General features: G+C 71.8%; 13 protein-coding genes and 1 tRNA gene. 7 read left to right on the top strand and 7 right to left on the bottom strand.

Annotated elements, in window-relative coordinates:
• Nucleotides 1-41 precede the first annotated feature (41 nt).
• The 3 genes from ACWDVB_RS06740 to ACWDVB_RS06750 form a co-directional block, all read right to left on the bottom strand.
• Complete coding sequence (locus tag ACWDVB_RS06740; RefSeq protein WP_451517997.1) at nt 42-1,025, bottom strand: ribose-phosphate diphosphokinase; 984 nt, start codon at nt 1,023-1,025, stop codon at nt 42-44.
• A gap of 116 nt (nt 1,026-1,141) precedes the next feature.
• Entirely contained in the window at nt 1,142-2,590 is a 1,449-nt protein-coding gene (glmU, locus tag ACWDVB_RS06745) for a bifunctional UDP-N-acetylglucosamine diphosphorylase/glucosamine-1-phosphate N-acetyltransferase GlmU (protein WP_451517998.1), read from the bottom strand.
• 122 nt (nt 2,591-2,712) lie between these two features.
• Nucleotides 2,713-2,786 (bottom strand) — tRNA-Gln (locus ACWDVB_RS06750).
• 178 nt (nt 2,787-2,964) lie between these two features.
• On the opposite strand from ACWDVB_RS06750, the gene ACWDVB_RS06755 reads away from it, so the two are divergent.
• A complete protein-coding gene (locus ACWDVB_RS06755) occupies nt 2,965-4,305 on the top strand; it encodes a sensor histidine kinase (protein ID WP_451517999.1) in 1,341 nt (446 codons plus the stop codon).
• 156 nt (nt 4,306-4,461) lie between these two features.
• On the opposite strand, the gene ACWDVB_RS06760 is transcribed toward ACWDVB_RS06755, so the two are convergent.
• Complete coding sequence (locus ACWDVB_RS06760) at nt 4,462-4,974, bottom strand: SUKH-3 domain-containing protein (protein ID WP_451518000.1); 513 nt, start codon at nt 4,972-4,974, stop codon at nt 4,462-4,464.
• Nucleotides 4,975-5,069: 95 nt separating this feature from the next.
• Complete coding sequence (locus tag ACWDVB_RS06765) at nt 5,070-5,603, bottom strand: YwqJ-related putative deaminase (protein WP_451518028.1); 534 nt, start codon at nt 5,601-5,603, stop codon at nt 5,070-5,072.
• A 345-nt stretch (nt 5,604-5,948) separates the two neighbouring features.
• On the opposite strand from ACWDVB_RS06765, the gene ACWDVB_RS06770 reads away from it, so the two are divergent.
• The 3 genes from ACWDVB_RS06770 (at nt 5,949) to ACWDVB_RS06780 (ending at nt 11,060) form a co-directional block, all read left to right on the top strand.
• Nucleotides 5,949-6,944, top strand: coding sequence for an SMI1/KNR4 family protein (locus ACWDVB_RS06770; protein WP_451518001.1), 996 nt, complete (start codon nt 5,949-5,951; stop codon nt 6,942-6,944).
• Between the two features lie 7 nt (nt 6,945-6,951).
• On the top strand, nt 6,952-9,813 hold the full coding sequence (locus ACWDVB_RS06775; protein ID WP_451518002.1) for an SUKH-4 family immunity protein: 2,862 nt from the start codon (nt 6,952-6,954) through the stop codon (nt 9,811-9,813).
• A gap of 341 nt (nt 9,814-10,154) precedes the next feature.
• Nucleotides 10,155-11,060, top strand: coding sequence for a cellulose-binding protein (locus tag ACWDVB_RS06780; RefSeq protein ID WP_451518003.1), 906 nt, complete (start codon nt 10,155-10,157; stop codon nt 11,058-11,060).
• A 55-nt stretch (nt 11,061-11,115) separates the two neighbouring features.
• On the opposite strand, the gene ACWDVB_RS06785 is transcribed toward ACWDVB_RS06780, so the two are convergent.
• The gene (locus tag ACWDVB_RS06785) at nt 11,116-12,606 is read right to left on the bottom strand and encodes an MDR family MFS transporter (RefSeq protein WP_451518004.1); all 1,491 of its coding nucleotides are present in this window, start codon (nt 12,604-12,606) and stop codon (nt 11,116-11,118) included.
• Between the two features lie 384 nt (nt 12,607-12,990).
• On the opposite strand from ACWDVB_RS06785, the gene ACWDVB_RS06790 reads away from it, so the two are divergent.
• Both ACWDVB_RS06790 and ACWDVB_RS06795 read left to right on the top strand, forming a co-directional pair.
• On the top strand, nt 12,991-13,779 hold the full coding sequence (locus ACWDVB_RS06790) for an ABC transporter ATP-binding protein (RefSeq protein WP_451518005.1): 789 nt from the start codon (nt 12,991-12,993) through the stop codon (nt 13,777-13,779).
• A complete protein-coding gene (locus ACWDVB_RS06795; protein ID WP_451518006.1) occupies nt 13,776-16,358 on the top strand; it encodes an ABC transporter permease in 2,583 nt (860 codons plus the stop codon). Before ACWDVB_RS06790 ends, ACWDVB_RS06795 begins: the two co-directional genes overlap by 4 nt.
• Before the next feature lie 77 nt (nt 16,359-16,435).
• On the opposite strand, the gene ACWDVB_RS06800 is transcribed toward ACWDVB_RS06795, so the two are convergent.
• Nucleotides 16,436-17,893, bottom strand: coding sequence for a DUF2079 domain-containing protein (locus tag ACWDVB_RS06800; RefSeq protein WP_451518007.1), 1,458 nt, complete (start codon nt 17,891-17,893; stop codon nt 16,436-16,438).
• A 221-nt stretch (nt 17,894-18,114) separates the two neighbouring features.
• Between ACWDVB_RS06800 and mfd the strand changes: the two genes are divergently transcribed.
• Complete coding sequence (mfd, locus tag ACWDVB_RS06805; protein ID WP_451518008.1) at nt 18,115-21,645, top strand: transcription-repair coupling factor; 3,531 nt, start codon at nt 18,115-18,117, stop codon at nt 21,643-21,645.
• Nucleotides 21,646-21,651: the final 6 nt, after the last annotated feature.

Here is a 21,651-nt window from a genome sequence, read left to right on the forward strand (position 1 = left end):
GGGGAGGCCGCTCCAGAAATCGATCTTCCGACCGCTTGTGCCTACTGCTCCTCGAAGTCCTCGAAGAGGCTCGTCACCGAACCGTCCTCGAAGACCTCACGCACCGCGTTCGCGATCGTCGGCGCGATCGAGAGCACCGTGATCTTGTCGAGCTCCAGCTCGCCCGGCGTCGGCAGCGTGTCCGTGAACACGAACTCGCTCACCTTCGAGTTCTTCAGCCGGTCCGCGGCGGGACCGGACAGCACGCCGTGCGTGGCCGTCACGATGACGTCCTCGGCGCCGTGCGCGAACAGCGCGTCGGCGGCGGCGCAGATCGTGCCACCCGTGTCGATCATGTCGTCGACCAGGACGCAGACGCGGCCCTGGACCTCACCGACCACCTCGTGCACGGTGACCTGGTTCGCGACGTCCTTGTCCCGGCGCTTGTGGACGATCGCCAGCGGCGCGCCCAGACGGTCGCACCAGCGGTCGGCCACACGCACGCGGCCGGCGTCGGGGGAGACCACCGTCAGCTTGGAACGGTCGACCTTCGCGCCCACGTAGTCCGCGAGGATCGGCAGCGCGAAGAGGTGGTCGACCGGGCCGTCGAAGAAGCCCTGGATCTGGTCCGTGTGCAGATCGACCGTGAGGATGCGGTCGGCGCCCGCGGTCGCCATCAGGTCGGCGATCAGACGCGCCGAGATCGGTTCACGTCCGCGGTGCTTCTTGTCCTGGCGCGCGTAACCGTAGAACGGCACGATGACGGTGATGGAGCGGGCCGACGCGCGCTTCAGCGCGTCGATCATGATCAACTGCTCCATGATCCACTTATTGATCGGAGCGGTGTGGCTCTGGATCAAGAAGCAGTCGGCGCCACGCGCCGACTCCTGGTAGCGGACGTAGATCTCACCATTGGCGAAATCAAAAGCCTTCGTCGGCACGATGCCGACACCCAGCTTGTGTGCGACCTCCTCGGCCAACTCGGGGTGGGCGCGGCCGGAGAAGAGCATCAACTTCTTCTCGCCGGTCGTCTTGATCCCGGTCACAGCACTGTCTCCTCAGAGAGTTCTTCCCGCTGCCGTACTCACGCGTCCCGATGCGACGAGTCGGCCGAATGTGTGCACCTATCACGGTACGCCGTGTCAGACGCACCTGTTTCCGGTCAGCTTGCGCTGTCCGCCTCCCGGGACGCCGCCTCCGCCGCCTTCGCGGCCGCGCTCCCCGGACGCTTGCGGGCCACCCAGCCCTCGATATTCCGCTGCTGGCCCCGGGCGACGGCCAGCGAACCCGCCGGCACGTCCTTCGTGATCACGGACCCGGCGGCGGTGTAGGCACCGTCCCCCACCGTGACAGGAGCCACAAACATGTTGTCCGAACCCGTACGGCAGTGGGACCCCACCGTCGTGTGGTGCTTCGCCTCGCCGTCGTAGTTCACGAAGACACTCGCCGCGCCGATGTTGGAGTACTCACCGATCGTCGCGTCACCCACGTACGACAGATGCGGCACCTTCGCACCGTCGCCGACCGTCGCGTTCTTCATCTCCACATACGTACCCGCCTTGGCCTTCACCCCGAGCCGGGTGCCGGGCCGCAGATACGCGTACGGACCGACGCTCGCCCGCTCCCCGACCTCCGCGCTGTCCGCCACGCTGTTGTCGACCCGCGCCCCCGGGCCGACCTTCGTGTCCTTCAGACGCGTGTTGGGGCCCACCTCGGCGCCCTTGCCCAGATGCGTGGCGCCGTGCAGCTGCGTACCGGGATGCACGACCGCGTCCCGCTCGAAGGTGACCGTGGCGTCGACCCAGGTGGAGGCGGGATCGACGACGGTGACACCGGCGAGCATGGCCTCTGTGAGCAGTCGGTCGTTCAACGTCCGCCGTGCCGCGGCGAGTTGGACGCGGTTGTTGATGCCCGCGATCTCCTCGTGGTCCTCGGCGACGGACGCGCCGACGCGGTGCCCGGCCTCGCGCAGAATCCCCAGCACGTCCGTCAGGTACTCCTCGCCCTGACTGTTGTCCGTACGCACCTTGCCGAGCGCCTCCGCCAGGAGCCGGCCGTCGAAGGCGAAAACCCCGGAGTTGATCTCACGGATCGCGCGCTGCGACTCGGTGGCGTCCTTGTGCTCGACGATCGCGGTGACCGCGCCGTTCGCGCTGTCGCGCACGATGCGGCCGTAGCCGGTCGCGTCCGGCACCTCGGCGGTCAGCACGGTCACGGCGTTGCCGTCTCCGCTGTGCGTGGCGGCGAGGTTCTGGAGCGTCGCGCCGGTGAGCAGCGGGGTGTCGCCGCATACGACGATGACGGTGCCGTCCACCGATCCGCCGAGCTCTTCCAGACCGATGCGGACGGCGTGACCCGTGCCGTTCTGCTCCGCCTGGTAGGCGGTGCGGACCTGCGGGGCGGTGGCGTGGAGGTGTTCCTTGACCTGGTCGCTCTGGAACCCGACGACGGTGACGAGCTGCTCGGGGGTGAGCGCGTAGGCCGCCTCCAGCACATGGCCGATGAGGGAACGGCCACAGAGCTCGTGCAGGACCTTGGGAAGGTCCGACTTCATACGGGTGCCCTCACCCGCTGCGAGGACGACGACGGCTGCCGGGCGGTTGGCGCTCACGGGGATGCCCTTCGGCTTCGGATGGCTAGTGCCTCTGTGGGGTGGACATCCGCAGGATACCGGGGCGTAGGGGGCTGGAAATGGGGGCGGGTCCCGACCTGGTGGTCGGGACCCGAACTCTGTGGCTCCCGGAGAAGGATTCGAACCCTCATTCAACGGACCAAAACCGTTTGTCCTGCCCTTAGACGATCCGGGATAGCGCGCGCCTTATGTCCGATGTGATCAACCGGATCGAGGCGCGGACAACACTATGCCGTACCGGGCGCCTTCCGTGCGACGGTACGGATCGGGGTGCTGCGTTCCACGCCGAGCAGCTCGGCCAACGCGGGAAACTCACCGGAAAACCGGGGTGGAACGCCCGTACGCTGGAAGGCATGACCACGACGGGGGACAACCACACCATGGCCATGACCGGGCCATGGTGGTGGGAGAGGCGACGCGGGGCCGCGTTGGATGTGGGGCTCGCGGTGGTGTCCGCGGCGGAGTGCGGGGCCGAGGGGGTGGCCTTCGCGGGGGACGCGGGGCTGCCGACGGCGGTGGGGGTCGGTTTCGGGGTCCTCGCGGGCTCCGCGCTGCTGGTCCGGCGGCGGTGGCCGGTCGCCGTGGTGCTCATAGCCATCGCGATCACGCCCGCCCAGATGGGCTTCCTGCTGACGATCGTCGGCCTCTACACGCTGGCGGCCTCGGAGCTGCCGCGCCGGGTGACGGGCGCGCTCGCGGGCATGTCGATGGCGGGGACGCTGATCGTCGCGCTGGTGCGGGCGAGCCAGGATCTGGCGGAGGAGGGTTCGCATCCGCCGATCGGCAGCGAGTTCGTGCCGTTCTTCGCCGTCGCGGCGTCGATCGGGGTGACGGCTCCGCCGGTGCTGCTCGGCCTCTATGTGGGGGCGCGGCGGCGGTTGATGGAGAGTCTGCGGGAGCGTGCGGACGATCTTGAGCGGGAGCTCCAGCTGCTCGCCGAGCGCGCGGAGGAGCGCGCGGAGTGGGCGCGGAACGAGGAGCGGACGCGGATCGCCCGTGAGATGCACGACGTGGTGGCGCACCGGGTGAGTCTGATGGTCGTGCACGCGGCGGCGTTGCAGGCGGTGGCGCGGAAGGATCCGGAGAAGGCCGTGAAGAACGCGGCGCTGGTCGGCGACATGGGGCGGCAGGCGCTGACGGAGTTGCGGGAGATGCTGGGGGTGCTGCGGGCGGGCGACGGCGTGCAGGGCGCGAAGCCCGTGCGACCCGTGGAGCCGGTGCCGTTGGCCGCGGTGGGGTACGCGGCGGCGGCCGCGGCGTCGCGTGCGGTGGACGAGGACGGTCCGTGTCTGGCGGAGCTGGACGAGCTGGTGGGGCAGTCGCGGGCGGCGGGCATGGCCGTCGAACTGTCGGTGCAGGGTGAGCCGCGTGGTTACACCGCCGATGTGGAGCAGACCGCGTACCGCGTGGTCCAGGAGGCGTTGACGAACGTACACAAGCACGCGGCGGGCGCGAAGACGTACGTGCGGTTGGCGCACCGGACCGCGGAGATAGCGATGCAGGTGGAGAACGAGCCGCCGCCGGAGCCCGGTTCGACGACGGACGCGCGGCTGCCGAGCGGCGGCAACGGCTTGGTGGGCATGAAGGAGCGCGTCACGGGACTCGGCGGGGTCTTCGTGTCGGGCCCGACGGACGACGGCGGCTTCCGGGTCTCGGCGGTACTGCCGGCGGCGGTGGTTCCGGCTGCGGGGTAGCGGAGGCGGGCCGTCGGCTGCGGGCTGCGGCGTGCGGTGTGCGGTCTGGTGTGTCGTGCGGGCAGCGGGTGTCACACGGCTCGCGGCTTGCGGCCGCAGGGTTCGTGCGGGCTCGTGTCGCGTCGTACGGCGGCGGCCGCAGAGGTCGTACGTAGGTCAGCTCGCCGTCAGGCGGGTCGGCTGGGCGCCGGTGATCAGGGTGGCCAGGGCCTGGTCGATGTGGGCGCCGAGGAACCAGTCGCCGCTGTGGTCGAGGCTGTAGACGCGCCCCTCGGTGTCGATGGCGAGCAGCGCCTGCGTGTCCGTCTCCTCGCCGATCGGGCAGACCTCGGTGCCGAGGGCGCGGCCGAGGTCGCCGAGGGTGCGGGCGAGGTGCAGACCGTACATGGGGTCGAAGTGCACGGTGGCGGGCGCGATCTGGCGGCCGGGGCCCTGCGGGGTGAGGTGCAGTCCACCGAATTCGGCCCAGGCCTCGACCGCGGCGGGGAAGACGGCATGGCGGTGCCCGGCGGGTGAGGTGTGGCGGCGCAGGACGTCCGCCCAGATCTCGGCCTGCTTGATGTCCCAGCGCCCGGGGCGCCAGCCGGCGGTGCGCAGGGCGGCGTCGACGGGGACGGGAAAGCGGGTGCTGCCGCCGGCCGGGGCGGTGGCGGTGTGGTCGGCGTGCATGGGGTGGCCCTTGTTCGGTCGGAGACGGTCGGAGACGGTCGGATGGACGGGCGGAGGGACGGTGGGGCGTCGGTCGGCTGGTGTCCGGGCGACGGTCAGGCATCGGTGGCCGTCGGGTCCACGACCCGTACGCCGAAGTGCGCCGTGAGGGCCGTACAGGAGCGGCAGGGCTGGGCGAAGGAGCCGTGCAGGGGGTCGCCGTCCTCGCGGATGCGGCGCGTGGTCAGTTTGGCGTGCTTGAGCGCCTTGCGGGCCTCGCCGTTGGTCATGGGCTTGCGTGCGGCTCGTTTGGAGCGGCTCGCGTCGGCCGCCGTGAGGTGGCGGGAGACGAGGATGGCCTCGGCGCAGCGGCCGGTGAAGCGTTCGCGCTGGCCGCTGGTGAGGGCGTCGAGGAAGTCCTGGACGAGCGGGTGCAGCGTGGGCGGCTCCTCGCCGCGGCTCGGGGTGCAGGTGAGCGTGGTCTGGCCGCGTGCGGAGAGGGCGGCGGCCACGGTCGGCAGTATGCCGTCGCGGCGCTGGCGCAGGATGGGCGCGTGGGCGGCGGTGCTGCTCCAGCCGACGCGTGGATCGCCGGAGAGGGCGCCGGGTGCCGCCTCCTCCGCTGTGGCGGGTGCGGTGGCGGACGCCATGGCGGATGCCGTGACCGCCGCCTCGGCCGCCGTCGTGGACAGCGTGTGTCCGGTGGTGCCGCTCTGTGCCGTGTGCATCGTGCTGTTCCCCTCCCCCTGCTCGCGGTCGTCACCGCTTGTGTGCCGCCACGCCCCCGCGTCGCGGGGGACAGCCTGCCAAATGGGGCGGGTGGTGCGGAAGCTGGGGCTCTGCGACACGCCTGGCTCCGGGTCGGGTTTCGTCGCACGGTGACCGTCCGGTGGCTGCTGGTCATGGAACCGGAGGCCCGGTGACCGGTGTCGTCCTTACGCATAGGCTGTGTCGACATCCGTAGGACTTTCACAGTGCCGCAGGGGGCAACCGCCATGACGACAGGTCGGCTGGGGCAGCAGTCCGCGCCGCCGAACGCGGCCTACGCCGGGCAGGTCGTGCACTTCCCGGATCCGGTCCGCGCCGCCCGCCACCCCAGAGGGGTGCGCGTGGACGAACGGGGCTATCCGGACTTCTCGCCCTACGCGCGGGCCGCCGCCGAGATCGCGGAGCCCCCGGAGGGCTTCGGCGTCGACGAACTGCGCCTGACGGACTACGTGTCGGCGAACGCGGCGCTGGCGGCGGACGGCCACGACCTGTGGGACACGATTCCCGCGGTGGCGACCCCGCACGGCTGGACCTGGCACCACGCGCCGGACAGCCGCCGTCTGGAGCTGGTCCCGGTCGAGGTGAAGGCGCTCCTTCGGCACCACGGCGGGATCGCGACGACGGCCGTGGACCAGGACAAGAGGGGCACGCGGCCGCTGCAGGAGACGCGGCCCGCGCACTTCGGTCTGCCGAAGGCGGCGGTCGCGGTGACCGAGCAGCAGGTCCAGGGGGTGGAGGAGGATCTCGGCTACCGCCTTCCGGGCGCCTACCGCTCCTTCCTGAAGGCGGCGGGTGGCTGCGCGCCGGTGGGCGCGGCGCTGGACGCCGAGTTGGGCCTTCTGGTGGACCAGCCGTTCTTCACGGTGCGGGACGAGGCCGCGGTCAATGACCTGGTGTACGTCAACAAGTGCCTGCGCGACCACCTCACCAAGGACTACCTGGGCGTCGGTTTCGTGCAGGGCGGGCTGCTGGCGGTGAAGGTCAAGGGTGAGCAGGTCGGTTCCGTGTGGTTCTGCGCGTACGACGATGCGCGAGACGTCTCGGAGGCGGCCGCGTGGCCGCCCGCGGAGCGGGTGCGGCGGCTGCTGCTGCCGTGCGGCGACGACTTCGACGAATTCCTGACCCGGCTCGCGGGCAATCCGCCGGAGCTGGAGACCGTGGCGAACCTGATGGTGGACGGCGGCTTCGCGCGTGCCGTCCCCGTGTCCTCGGCTGGGGAGTGACTAGGCGATGGTGACCTTCGCGCAGGCGCAGGAGCGCGCCGAAGAGTGGATCAACGGCGAGGTGCCGGGCTATCAGCACCGTGAGGTGCGGGTCCGGGAGTTCGACCTCGGGTTCGTGGTGTGGGCGGAGGACCGGGAGAACGGTCCGGTGTCCGACGGCGGCGGCCAGCGGCTCGTCATCGCGCGGGACAGCGGCGAGGCCACGCTCTGGCCCTCGCTTCCCGTGGGCGAGGTGATTCGCCGGTACGAGGAGGAGTACGGACTGCCGGACGCGGCACCGCAGGACGCGGTGGTGCCGCCGCCGGAGCGGGTCGACCTGAATCAGACGTCGTTCCTGCTGACTCCGCCGGAGTGGTTGCAGGAGGCGGCGGACAAGATGGGGATTCCGGACCGGAGGGCGGGTTCTGGCAGGGACGCCGGGGCCGGAGACCCGGTTGCCGCCGGGGCGTCGCCCGACGAGGCGGCCGCTGCCGAGAGTTCCGCTCCCGCGGCTCCCGCGGCTGCCTCCGTGCCGGACAGTGGTACGCCGTGGCCCGCCGCGGCCGGGGCTCCGGGCGGGGACAGTACGCCCGCCCGTGACGACAGCCTGCCGGTGACGTCGCCGGGCGTGCCCGCGGGGGCGACTCCGTGGGCCGGTACGGACACCAACGCCGACGGGGGCGAGGACCTTTCGGTACCGGCGCCCGCGACGGTGTTCGCGCCGCCGCTGGCCGTCGTGGACGGCACCCAGCGGCCGGGTGTCGCACCGGAGGCCAAGACGGCCCTGATGCACGGCGGCAGCCACCTACCGGCGACGACCATCGCCCCGGCCCTGAACGACCCGCCCCAGGGCACACCACCCCACCCCACCGACCGGGCGACGCCACCACCGGGTGCACCGTTGCCGCCCGCGCCGGGGGCGGATGCGTCCGCGTACCCGCAGGGGCCCGGGGCCGCTGGGCTCAACACGCCGCAGCCGCCTGCTGGTTCGCCGGTTCCGCCTGGGCCGGGGGCGCCGTTGCCGGCTGCTGGTTCGTCGGTTCCGTCTGCGTCGGGGGCGGATGCTTCCGCGTATTCGCAGGGGTCTGGGAGCGCTGGGTCCAACGTGCCGCAGCCGCCTGCTGGTTCGCCGGTTCGGCCTGGGCCGGGGGCCGATGCGTCTGCGTACGGGTATCCGCAGGGGCCGGGGGCGCCGTTGCCGGCTGCTGGTTCGTCGGTTCCGTCTGCGCCGGGGGGTGATGCTTCCGCGTACGGGTATCCGCAGGGGCCGGGCGTTATGGGTGCCAACGCGCCGCAGGCGGACGCCGGGTCGCCGGTTCCGTCTCCGTCGGGGGGTGTCGCTGATGCCGCCAGCAGTAAGGCTCAGGGCGCGCCGCGGGGGAGTGTGCCGGCGCCGCCGTCTTCCGGGCCCGGTGCTCCCGGTACTCCTGCCGGTGGGTATGTTCCGACTCAGCTGGTCTCCTCGCTCGGGCCCGACGGGCCCCCGGCGGCGCCCGGTACGCCTCCCGGGGGCGTGCACCATGCCGCCACGATGTTCGCCGATCCGAGTCTTGGTGGGGCCGGTGGGATCAAGCCTCCGAGGGCTCCGGGTGCGCCGCAGCCGCCTGGGCCTCCCGGTGCGCCCGGTGCGCCGGGTACGCCTCCGGGGGGTGTGCATCACGCCGCCACGATGTTCGCCGATCCGAGTCTTGGTGGGGCCGGTGGGATCAAGCCTCCGGGGGCTCCGGGGGCTCCGGGTGCTCCGCAGCCGCCTGGGCCTCCCGGTGCGCCCGGTGCGCCAGGTACGCCTCCCGGGGCTGTGCACCATGCCGCCACGATGTTGGCAGGGCCCGCGGTCGGTGGGCCGCCTCCGCCCGCGCCGGTGCGGCCGGGGCCGCCCGGGCAGCCGTACGGCTATCCGCAGCCGCCCACCGGGCAGCCCACCGTGGGCCCCGGCTACCAGGCCGTGCTGCGCTACCGCGCGGCCGACGGTTCCGAGCAGCAGCTGATCCGCCGCTCGGCGCCCGGCACGCCGCACCCGGAGTGGCAGATCCTGCACGAGCTGCGCGGCATGAACGTGCCGCCGCAGCAGGTGCTCGAACTCCACACCGAGTTGGAGTCCTGCGAGCTGCCTGGCGCCTACTGCGCCCGCATGATCCGCGAGACCTGGCCGCAGGCGCGGATCACGTCCATCGCCCCGTACGGCAAGGACCACGCGTCCCGCCGGCAGGGCATGCAGCAACTCCTCGCCCATCAGGGAGAGCTGCACCAGGTCGCGGACGGGCCGGCCCGCCCCGCGCCCGTGCGCGCCCCGTTGCAGCAGATGCCGCCCGCCCCGGCGATTCCGCCGGAGGGCGTCGCGCAGGAGCTGGCCGCGGCCTTCGGCCCGGGCATCTTCCGCTTCGACCAGCGGGCGGTGTCCCGGCAGGGCGTGCCGGACATCGTGGCGCACACCCTCGTGGTGGCGGGTCTGCCCGTCGACTTCGGGCCGTTCTTCTGGGCGCAGGCCCAGCCGGGCCGTCCGGTGCCGACGCTGGCGGAGCTGGCGCAGGAGCGCGGCGTGCAGCCGGCGTCCGACGCGGGCTCGTACCTGGTGATGGGCAGCGACTTCGGGCGCGCGCTCTGCGTCCAGTACGGGACGGCGAACATCGTGGCCGTGCCGGTGGAGGCCGGGCCCGGCGGCGCCCCCGTACCGCCGCAGTTCGTGAACACGGGCCTGCCCGAGTTCGCGCGCTGCATGGCGCTGCTCGGCCGCATGTGGCGGCTGCGCTTCGGGCTCAACCAGGAGCAGGCGGGCCGCTGGACCGTCGACTTCCAGAACCAGCTGGCCGCCCTCGACCCGGCGGCGCTCGCGTCACCGGAGAGCTGGTGGTCGGTGCTGCTCGAACAGATGTGGGACGGGCTGTTGTAGCGGAGGCGACGGGACCGGGGACGCGACGACGTGACGACGCGATGACGTGACGACGTGACGACGTGACCCGGAGGTGTACGGAGAAGGCGCTCGACCTGCGTGAGAGGTCGGGCGCCTCCTTCGTTCGGGGGGCCGGGACGCGAGTACGGGGGCACGGGCCCAGGAGTGCTGGACCATATGGGCTTGGACGGGGAGGGGCTTTCGGCTTTCCGTGGCGATTGCCGCATCCTTGACCAGGTGGAGTGGGCGGAGTGTCGCGTTATGGGCGCTTCCGCTTGATCCATCAAGATGTGCGCCAATCGCGCTGTACGCGCGAGGTACGTCGGAGAGGGGTTCCAAGGATGAGCAGCAGCGATGCATCGTCGTCGCCGCACGGCTTCACCATCGTGCGCGGGCGCGGCGGCTACCGTCCCCAGCAGGTGGAGGCGTACACCGCCGGACTTTCCCAGGCGCGGGACGACGCGTGGGAGCGTGCCGCCCGGCTGACCGTCCTCGCCAAGAACATGGAGGCCCAGGCCGCGCAGCTGCGGGACACGGTGGCGCGGCTCGCCCCTCAGACGTACGAGGCGCTGGGCGAGCGGCCCCGGCAGATCCTCGCGCTCGCCGAGGCGGAGGCCGCCGCCGTGCGGGAGGCGGCGCGAGCCGACGCGCAGGCCGTGACCGAGGAGGCCGGTGCCGAGGCGCGTGCGCTGCGGGAGGCCGCTCGCGCGTACGCCGACGAACTGGGCGCGGACGCCGACGAATGGGTCAGGCGGCGGCTCGTGGAGGACCGGGCCACGGCCGACGAGGCCCGGGTCTCCGCCCGGCGGGACGTGAAGGAGTGGCGCGGCGAGGCGCTGGCCGCGCTGCGGGAGATGCGGCTGCGGTGCGAGGGGCTGCTCGCCGAGCGGGAGAAGGAGCAGGCCGAGCGGTGGGAGGCGGCCGAGCGGGAGATCTCCGAGCGGGAGGCGGCGTCGGACGCGCGGGACGCGGAGCGGATCGCGGCCGCTGAGGTGCGGCTCGCCGAGGCCGAGCGTGCGTACGCAGAGGTGGAGGAGGGGGCGCGGCACGGGCTGGAGGACGCGTCGGCGCGGGGCGCGGAGATCGTCGCGGAGGCGCGGTTGCGGGAGGAGCGGTGTGTCCGGGAGACGGAGCGGGTTCTTCGGGAGCATGGGGAGTCGTGGGACGAGGTGCGGGCGCATATGGACCATGTGCGGAGCAGCCTTGCCGCCCTTACGGGGCGGGCTCCCGCGGAGGAGACGCCGTAGCGTTGGCGGTGCTCAAGGCCGCCGCTTCGCGGCGGATGTCTCCCGCGGCCCGCGCCTACGCGTCGTCCGTCTTGAAGCGGCGTGGCGCCACGAAAAGTAGGGCCAGTAGGGCCAGCACCGCTGCGCAGGCCGCGCCCATGTAGACCGTGTCGACCGCCGCGTCCACCGCTCGGCGAAGCCGGTCCGGGTCGGCCACGGAATCGGGGTCGTCCAGGACGCGTGCGACCGAGTCGAGGGAGCCGGAGCCGCCGAGGCGTGCGCTCAGGACGCCGTTGGCGACCGCGCCGAAGAGCGCCGCGCCCAGGGTCTGGCCGATCTGGCGGCAGAAGAGGATGGACGCGGTGGCCGTGCCGCGTTCGGACCAGCCGACGGTGGACTGGACGCCGACGATCAGGGGGAGTTGGAAGAGGCCGAGGGCCGCGCCGAGGAGCAGCATGATCAGGGCCGGCTGCCAGGCGTCGCCGGGGTAGGGGAGCAGGGGGAAGGCCAGCAGGATCAGGGCGGCCGCCGAGACGCCGACGACCGCCGTGTCGCGGAAGCCGATCCTGCGGTACACGTGCTGGCTGAGCGCGGCGGAGACGGGCCAGCTCAGGGTCATCACGGAGAGCACGAACCCGGCGGCGACGGGGGCGAGTCCGAGCACGGACTGGGCGTACGTGGGCAGGAAGACCGTGGGGGCGACCATCAGGAGGCCGAGCGCGCCGAGCGCGAGGTTCACCGCGGCGATGGCGCGCCGCCGCCAGACCCAGCCGGGGATGATCGGCTCCGCGGCGCGCCGCTCGATGAGGACGACGGCGGCCAGCAGGGCGAGCCCGGCCGCGAACAGCGCGAGCGAGGGCGCGGAGAGCCAGGGCCAGGCGACGCCGCCCTGTACGAGCGCGGTCAGCAGGACGCCGCCGCAGGCGAAGACGGCGAGCGCGCCGGGCCAGTCGACGCGGCCGCGCGGCACCGTCTCCCGCTCCGGTTCATGGAGGTGGCGCGCGATCAGCCAGAGTGCGAGCGCGCCGATCGGCAGGTTGATGAGGAAGATCCAGCGCCAGTCGGCGTACGAGGCGATGAGGCCGCCGACGGCGGGGCCCGCGACGGCCGAGGTGGCCCACACCGTCGACAACCTCGCCTGGATCTTGGGGCGTTCCTTGAGCGGATAGAGGTCGGCGGCGAGCGTCTGCACCGTGCCCTGTATGGCGCCGCCGCCCAGGCCCTGGACGACGCGGAAGGCGATGAGCGACTCCATGTTCCAGGCGAGGGCGCAGAGCGCGGAGCCGAGCAGGAACAGCACGCTGCCCGCGATGAGTACGGGTTTGCGGCCGAAGGTGTCGGAGAGCTTGCCGTAGACGGGCAGGGTGACCGTGGCCGCGAGGAGGTAGCCGGAGAAGAGCCAGGAGAAGATCGGGAAGCCGCCGAGCGAGCCCACGATCTGCGGGACGGCGGTCGACACGATCGTGGAGTCGACGGCGGTCAGCGCCATGGCCAGCATCAGCGCGGCGACGACCGCGCCCCGGCCCCGTGTCGCGTCCCGGCTCCGTATCGCGTCCTGCGTGCCCACGAAGATTCCTTCCCCCGTTCCCCCTACACCCGTTGCTGCGGGCCACTTTCTCACCCGCCGGGGGTGGAGGGCAGGGTGTGGTCGACCCTGAGTCGATCTCCACCGGCAGGTGGAGATCCCCTAGGGGAACCTCCGTACTTCGGACCGGGGAGGGCTCGTACCGCCGGAGGATGAGCGGGCCCGGTCCGGTCTTTAGATTGGCTTTACGGCGGGCCACACCGCGGAGGGTGGGGTTTTCCCCCGGAAAAGACTGCGCTGAGCACCAGCGCGCCGGACCCCCGCCGACACCAGACTTGTTCGCACGGCGAACGCACGCGACTTACCGCGATTTACCGCTGTGTACCTGTACCCGACTTACCGCATGACCGATATAGGAGACTTACCGTGACAACGGCTGTGACCACACCCAGGCACGGGGGCACTGGAGGGCGTACGGCCGTGGCGGCGCGGGCGCGCCAGGTCGTGAAGGCGTACGGCTCCGGGGAGACCCGCGTCGTCGCACTCGACCGGATCGATGTGGACATCGCCCGCGGGCAGTTCACCGCGATCATGGGCCCCTCCGGCTCCGGCAAGTCCACCCTGATGCACTGCCTCGCCGGCCTCGACACCGTGACGTCCGGACAGATCTATCTGGACGAGAGCGAGATAACCGGCCTGAAGGACAAGAAGCTCACGCAGCTGCGCCGGGACCGGATCGGCTTCATCTTCCAGGCGTTCAACCTGCTGCCGACGCTCAACGCCCTGGAGAACATCACGCTCCCCATGGACATCGCGGGCCGCAAGCCGGACAAGCGGTGGCTGGACCAGGTCGTGGAGACCGTGGGCCTGGCCGGGCGCCTCAAGCACCGCCCCACCGAGCTCTCCGGAGGCCAGCAGCAGCGCGTCGCCGTGGCCCGCGCGCTCGCCTCGCAGCCTGAGATCATCTTCGGTGACGAGCCGACCGGAAATCTCGACTCCCGTGCCGGGGCGGAGGTGTTGGGCTTCCTGCGGCGCTCCGTGACCGACCTCGGCCAGACCATCGTGATGGTCACGCACGATCCGGTCGCCGCCTCGTACGCGGACCGGGTGCTGTACCTCGCCGACGGCCGGATCGTCGATGAGATGTACCACCCGACCGCCGACCAGGTCCTGGACAGGATGAAGTCGTTCGACGCGCGGGGTCGCACCTCATGACCGTCCTCAAGACCTCGATGCGCAACTTCTTCGCGCACAAGGGCCGCATGGCGCTCTCCGCGGTGGCTGTGGTCCTGTCGGTGGCGTTCGTGTGCGGCACGCTCGTCTTCTCCGACACCATGAGCACCACCTTCGACAAGCTCTTCGCGGCGACCTCCGCCGACGTCACGGTCACCCCCAAGACCGCCGAGAACGCGGGCGAGGCGCCGCGCAGCGGCAGGCCCGAGTCGATGCCCGCCTCCGTGGTCGGCGAGGCGAAGAAGGCCGAGGGCGTCAAGGCCGCCGAGGGCGCGGTCAGCAGCCAGAGCGTGACCGTCGTCGACGGGAAGAACAAGAACGTCGGGCCCACCAACGGCGGCCCGACCATCGCGGGCAACTGGACGCGCAACGACCTGCGTTCGATGGACATCACCTCCGGCCACTCCCCGCGCGGCCCCACCGAGATGATGGTCGACGCCGACACCGCCGACAAGCACGACCTGAAGATCGGTGACGAGCTGCGCACCATCGCCGCCACCGGCGACCACACCGCGAAGATCTCCGGCATCGCCACCTTCAAGGTGACCAACCCCGGCGCCGCGATCGTCTACTTCGACACCGCCACCGCCCAGCGTGAACTGCTCGGCGCCACCGGCCGGTTCACGCACGTCAACCTCACCGCCGGCGCGGGCGTCAGCGACACCCGGCTGAAGGCGAACGTCGCGACGGCCCTGGACAGGGCCTCGTACGAGATCAGGACGCAGAAGGAGACCGCGGACGACAACCGCGAGTCCGTCAGCGGCTTCCTGAACGTGATGAAGTACGCGATGCTCGGCTTCGCCGGGATCGCCTTCCTCGTCGGCATCTTCCTGATCATCAACACCTTCTCGATGCTGGTCGCCCAGCGCACCCGCGAGATCGGCCTGATGCGTGCCATCGGGTCCAGCCGCAAGCAGGTCAACCGCTCCGTGCTCGTCGAGGCGACACTGCTCGGCGTGTTCGGGTCCGTCCTCGGAGTCGGCGCGGGCATCGGCCTCGCCGTCGGTCTGATGAAGCTCATGTCCGGCATGGGCATGGAGCTGTCCACCGGCGACCTCACCGTCAGCTGGACGACGCCCGTGGTCGGCATGGTCCTCGGCATCGTCGTCACCGTCCTCGCCGCCTACCTCCCCGCACGGCGGGCCGGCAAGGTCTCCCCGATGGCCGCCCTGCGCGACGCGGGCACCCCGGCCGACGGCCGGGCGAGCGCGCTGCGCGCCGCCATCGGCCTGGTCCTCACCGGCGCCGGCGCCTTCGGCCTCTACGCCGCCTCGCAGGCCGACAAGGCCAAGGAGGGCTCGCTCTTCCTGGGCGGGGGCGTCGTCCTCAGCCTCATCGGCTTCGTCGTCATCGGGCCGGTGCTCGCCTCCGGTGTCGTACGCGTCATCAGCGCGGTGCTGCTCCGGGCGTTCGGGCCGATCGGGCGGATGGCCGAGCGCAACGCCCTGCGCAACCCGCGCCGCACCGGCGCCACCGGCGCGGCCCTGATGATCGGCCTCGCGCTGGTCGCCTGCCTCTCCGTGGTCGGCTCCTCCATGGTCGCCTCCGCCACGGACGAGCTGGACAAGTCGGTCGGCGCGGACTTCATCATCGAGCCCACCCAGCCCGGCATCTCCATCACGGAGAAGGCCGCCCAGGCCCTGGAGAAGGCCGACCACATCGGCCACATCACCCGCTACAAGCAGATCAACGCGGACATGACGACGCCCGACGGCAAGACCGTGGACGGCGTCGGCATGAGCGCCGCCGACCCGACGTACGCCAAGGACCTGCGCCGCGAGACGGTCGCCGGTGAACTGTCCGCCGCGTACGGGAAGAACGCCATGTCGGTCGGCGACGAGTTCGCCAAGAAGCACGGCCTGAAGGTCGGCGACGAGCTGAAGGTCGCCTTCGAGCACGGGAAGACGGCCGAGCTGAGGCTCGCGGCGATCACGTCGGACGACGGCACGGTCGACAAGGGCGCGATGTACACGAACATCACGACCCTGGAGAGCTACGTCCCGGCGGACCGGATGCCGCAGAACGACATCATGTTCGCCACGGCCGCCAAGGGCCAGGAGGACGCCGCCTACCAGTCCCTGAAGGACTCCCTGACGGCGTACCCGCAGTACAAGGTCATGGACCAGACCGACTTCAAGCAGACCCTGAAGGACCAGGTCGGCCAGATGCTGAACATGGTCTACGGCCTGCTCGGACTCGCGATCATCGTCGCGATCCTCGGTGTGGTGAACACCCTGGCCCTCTCGGTGGTCGAGCGCACCCGGGAGATCGGCCTGATGCGGGCGATCGGACTCTCGCGCCGCCAGCTGCGCCGCATGATCCGCATGGAGTCGGTGGTCATCGCCCTCTTCGGCGCGCTGCTCGGCCTCGGCCTGGGGATGGGCTGGGGGGCGACGGCACAGAAGCTCCTCGCCCTTGAGGGCCTGAAGGTCCTGGAGATCCCCTGGCCGACGATCATCGGGGTCTTCATCGGGTCGGCGTTCGTGGGCCTCTTCGCGGCGCTGGTCCCGGCCTTCCGGGCGGGCCGGATGAACGTCCTGAACGCCATCGCCACCGAATAGCCACCGCGACGGGGGAGCGGGGGAGCAGGCCCCCGGCGGACACTCGCCGAGCGTCCGCCGGGGGCCTGCCGTGCTGTCTAGGCCCGGCGCAGCAGGACGTATCCGTAGGCGGTGTCCTGATGGACGTAGCGCACACCCGGATGCAGCTTCTGGGCGTACGCGACCGGGTCCTTCGTCCAGCCGGACCGGACGTCGAGGGCGACGTACTGGGGGACGACCGGGCGGGCCGCGCCCACCCAGAAGACGCGGGTACGGGAGGTGAGCCTGCTGATGGGCCCGATGTTCGCCTCGACGGTGGCGCCGTCCGGCACCCGCTCCAGCATCCGTTCCACCGCGGCGACGCGCCCGCTCTTCTCGTACGTCCTCGCTTCGGCGAGGCCCGCCAGCGGCAGGGACGTCGTCAGGGCCAGCGCGGCGGCGGCGACGCAGGCCGGCAGCCGGTCGGCGTACTGGCGCAGCCACGGCCGCTCGCTGCGGCGGAAGATGTCGACGGCGTCGACGAGGGCGAGCAGGACCACCGGCATCAGGACGGCGCTGTAGTGCCAGTCGGTGCCCCAGTAGTGGTCGTCGGCGGAGAGGAACCGCCAGCCGAGCGTGGGCAGCGCGACCAGGAGCAGCGGTGAGCGCAGGGCGAGCAGTCCGGTGGTGGGGAGCAGCAGCCAGAGGAGCGTGCGCAGCTTCGTGTCGAGACCGCCGAGCGCCCCGGCGGCCGCGCCGCCCTCGCCGACCTTCTCCCAGTAGTCGTAGGCGCCCCCCGAGTTGAACGCCGGGATGATCAGGGTGAGGGTGACGAGCGTGGCGACGGCGCCGAAGGCGGCGACGGCGAGGGCGTGGGGCACGGCCTTGGAGTGGCCGCGCCGGTGGGCCCGGACCGCCACGACGAGCGCGATGGCGGCGAGCGTCGCCCCCAGGTCCTCCTTGACGAGGACCAGCGGCAGCGCCCACAGCAGCGCGGCCCGCCACCGCTGCCGCACCACCGCTTCGAGGGAGAACGCGATCAGCGGTACGGCGAAGCAGATCTCGTGGAAGTCGAAGTCGGCGGCGCGCTGGATGCCCCAGGACAGCCCGTACGCGACGCCCACGGCGAGCCCCGAGCCGCGCCCCAGCAGCCGCGTCGCGGCGCGTGTGACGGGGATCGCGGAGACGGCGAGGAGCAGCGCCTGCGCGACGAGCAGCGTGACGGGGGAGGGGAAGAGGCGGTAGGCGGGCGCGAGGAGCGCGGTGACGGGGCTGAAATGGTCGCCGAGGATGTTGGCGCCGGGCCCCTTGAGATCGGCGACCGGCACCTGGAGGTGCGCGTAGGCCCGCACGGCCTGCTCGAAGATCCCGAGATCCCAGGAGCGGCTCTCCATACGGCGGTAGCGCCCGATGGACACCGCGGCGTACGCGAGGAACAGCACGGCGGCGAGAAGATACGGCACGCGGTCCCGGGCGCCGCGGGGCCCTGGGCGGGGGCCGGGGCGGGCCTGGTCCCGCGACGGTATGAGCTCGTCGCCGCGCTCCTGCGCGGGGGCGTCGGACTGTGCTCCGGGCATGGGGTGCGCTTTCTGATCGGAGAGGGGGGAGCAGAATCAGCCCCTCCGGCGTTTGAGGAGCGGGTCCGGGGCGGAGCCCCGTGGCAGGACGGCCGTCCCGCCATCGGAACATTGTGCGTCAGGCGCGGCCCGACTCCGCCAGGCGCCCCCGCGCCAAGGGCCCGCACCGGCCGACCCGGAGTCGTACGCTGGAGGCCCCCCGGCCCGAGAGAAAGCCTTCCATGAGCCTGCACGGTCTGCTCGACGCTGTCGTCAAGGACTCCGCACTCGCCGAGGCGGTCAAGGCCGCCACCGACGGCCACCGTTCCCACGTCGACCTGGTCGGGCCGCCCGCGGCGCGCCCGTTCGTGGTGGCGGCGCTGGCCCGCGAGTCCGGCCGCCCCGTCCTCGCCGTGACGGCCACGGGCCGCGAGGCGGAGGATCTGGCCGCGGCGCTGCGCACCATCCTGCCGCCGGACGGCGTCGTGGACTACCCCTCCTGGGAGACGCTGCCGCACGAGCGGCTCTCGCCCCGCTCCGACACGGTCGGCCGCCGCCTCGCGGTCCTGCGCCGCCTCGCGCATCCCCGCCCGGACGACCCGGAGACCGGCCCGGTCTCCGTCGTCGTCGCACCGGTCCGCTCCGTCCTCCAGCCGCAGGTCAAGGGCCTGGGCGACCTGGAGCCCGTGGCCCTGCGCGCCGGTGAGACCACCGACCTCAACGCGGTCGTCGAGGCGCTCGCGGCGGCGGCGTACTCCCGGGTCGAGCTGGTCGAGAAGCGCGGCGAGTTCGCGGTGCGCGGCGGCATCCTCGATGTGTTCCCGCCGACCGAGGAGCACCCGCTGCGCGTCGAGTTCTGGGGCGACGACGTCGAGGAGATCCGCTACTTCAAGGTCGCCGACCAGCGCTCCCTGGAGGTCGCCGAGCACGGCCTGTGGGCGGCGCCCTGCCGCGAGCTGCTGCTCACCGACGACGTGCGCGAGCGGGCGGCGGCCCTCGCCGAACAGCACCCGGAGCTGGGCGAGCTGCTCGGGAAGATCGCCGAGGGCATCGCGGTCGAGGGCATGGAGTCGCTGGCCCCGGTCCTGGTGGACGACATGGAGCTGCTGCTCGACGTCATGCCGAAGAACAGCATGGCCGTGGTCTGCGACCCGGAGCGGGTGCGTACGCGCGCGGCCGACCTGGTGGCGACGTCGCAGGAGTTCCTCCAGGCCAGCTGGGCGGCGACGGCCGGTGGCGGCGACGCCCCGATCGACGTGGACGCGGCCTCCCTGTGGGGCATCGCGGACGTCCGGGACCACGCGCGCGACCTCGGCATGATGTGGTGGTCGGTGAGCCCCTTCGCCGCCGACGAGGAGCTGGATGACGACACCCTCAAGCTCGGCATGCACGCCCCGGAGACGTACCGCGGCGACACCGCGAAGGCCCTCGCCGACACCAAGGGCTGGCTCGCCGACGGCTGGCGCACCGTCTACGTCACCGAGGCCCACGGCCCCGCCGCCCGCACCGTGGAGGTCCTCGGCGGCGAGGGCATCGCGGCCCGCCTGGACGGGGACCTCACCGAGCTGACGCCGTCGGTGGTGCACGTCTCCTGCGGCTCGATCGACTACGGCTTCATCGACCCCGCGCTGAAGCTCGCCGTGCTCACCGAGACCGACCTCTCCGGGCAGAAGGCGGCAGGCAAGGACGGCCAGCGCATGCCCGCGCGCCGCCGCAAGACGATCGACCCGCTGACCCTGGAGGCCGGCGACTACATCGTCCACGAGCAGCACGGCGTCGGCCGCTACATCGAGATGGTGCAGCGCACCGTCCAGGGCGCGACCCGCGAGTACCTGGTCGTGGAGTACGCCCCCGCCAAGCGCGGCCAGCCCGGCGACCGCCTTTACATCCCCACCGACCAGCTGGAGCAGATCACCAAGTACGTGGGCGGCGAGGCCCCCACCCTGCACCGCCTGGGCGGCGCCGACTGGACGAAGACGAAGGCGCGCGCGAAGAAGGCGGTCAAGGAGATCGCCGCCGACCTCATCAAGCTGTACTCCGCCCGCATGGCCGCGCCCGGCCACGCCTTCGCGCCCGACACGCCCTGGCAGCGGGAGCTGGAGGACGCCTTCCCGTACGTGGAGACGCCCGACCAGCTCACCACGATCGCCGAGGTCAAGGACGACATGGAGAAGACGGTCCCGATGGACCGCCTGATCTGCGGCGACGTCGGCTACGGCAAGACGGAGATCGCGGTCCGCGCGGCCTTCAAGGCGGTGCAGGACGGCAAGCAGGTCGCGGTCCTCGTCCCGACGACGCTCCTGGTGCAGCAGCATTTCGGCACGTTCTCCGAGCGGTACTCGCAGTTCCCGGTCAACGTACGGGCGCTGAGCCGCTTCCAGACGGAGACCGAGTCCAAGGCGACCCTGGAGGGCCTGCGCGACGGCTCGGTGGACATCGTCATCGGCACGCACCGCCTCTTCTCCTCCGAGACCAAGTTCAAGGACCTGGGCCTGGTAGTCGTCGACGAGGAGCAGCGCTTCGGCGTCGAGCACAAGGAGCAGCTGAAGAAGCTCCGCGCCAACGTGGACGTGCTGACCATGTCGGCCACCCCCATCCCTCGTACGCTCGAAATGGCGGTCACCGGCATCCGCGAGATGTCCACGATCACCACCCCGCCCGAGGAGCGCCACCCGGTCCTGACCTTCGTAGGACCGTACGAGGAGAAGCAGATCGGCGCCGCCGTCCGCCGCGAACTGCTGCGGGAGGGCCAGGTCTTCTACATCCACAACCGCGTCGAGTCCATCGACCGCGCGGCGGCCCGGCTCCGGGACATCGTCCCCGAGGCGCGCATCGCCACAGCGCACGGCCAGATGTCCGAACAGGCACTGGAACAGGTCGTCGTCGACTTCTGGGAGAAGAAGTTCGACGTGCTCGTCTCGACGACGATCGTCGAGTCCGGCATCGACATCTCCAACGCCAACACGCTGATCGTGGAGCGCGGCGACAACTTCGGCCTCTCCCAGCTCCACCAGCTGCGCGGCCGCGTGGGGCGTGGCCGCGAGCGCGGCTACGCCTACTTCCTCTACCCGCCGGAGAAGCCGCTGACGGAGACCGCCCACGAGCGTCTCGCCACCATCGCCCAGCACACGGAGATGGGCGCGGGCATGTACGTGGCGATGAAGGACCTGGAGATCCGCGGCGCCGGAAACCTGCTGGGCGGCGAGCAGTCCGGGCACATCGCGGGCGTCGGCTTCGACCTGTACGTACGGATGGTCGGCGAGGCGGTGGCCGACTACCGCGCGTCCCTGGACGGCGGTGTGGAGGAGGAGCCGCCCCTAGAGGTCAAGATCGAACTCCCGGTGGACGCGCACGTCCCGCACGACTACGCGCCCGGCGAGCGGCTGCGCCTCCAGGCCTACCGCGCCATCGCCTCCGCCAACACGGAGGAGGACGTCAAGTCCGTACGCGAGGAACTCACCGACCGCTACGGCAAGTTGCCGGAGCCCGTGGAGAACCTCCTCCTGGTGGCGGGTCTGCGGATGCTCGCCCGCGCCTGCGGGGTGGGCGACATCGTCCTGCAGGGCAACAACATCCGCTTCGCGCCGGTGGAGCTGCGGGAGTCCCAGGAGCTGCGCCTCAAGCGGCTCTACCCCGGGACGGTCATCAAGGTGAACGCCCACCAGATCCTGGTGCCGCGCCCCAAGACCGCGAAGGTCGGCGGCAAGCCGCTGGTCGGCCGCGAACTGCTCGGCTGGGTCGGTGAGTTCCTGACGTCGATCCTGGGGTCGTAGCCGGCG

This window comes from Streptomyces sp. NPDC003379 (genome assembly GCF_053589195.1).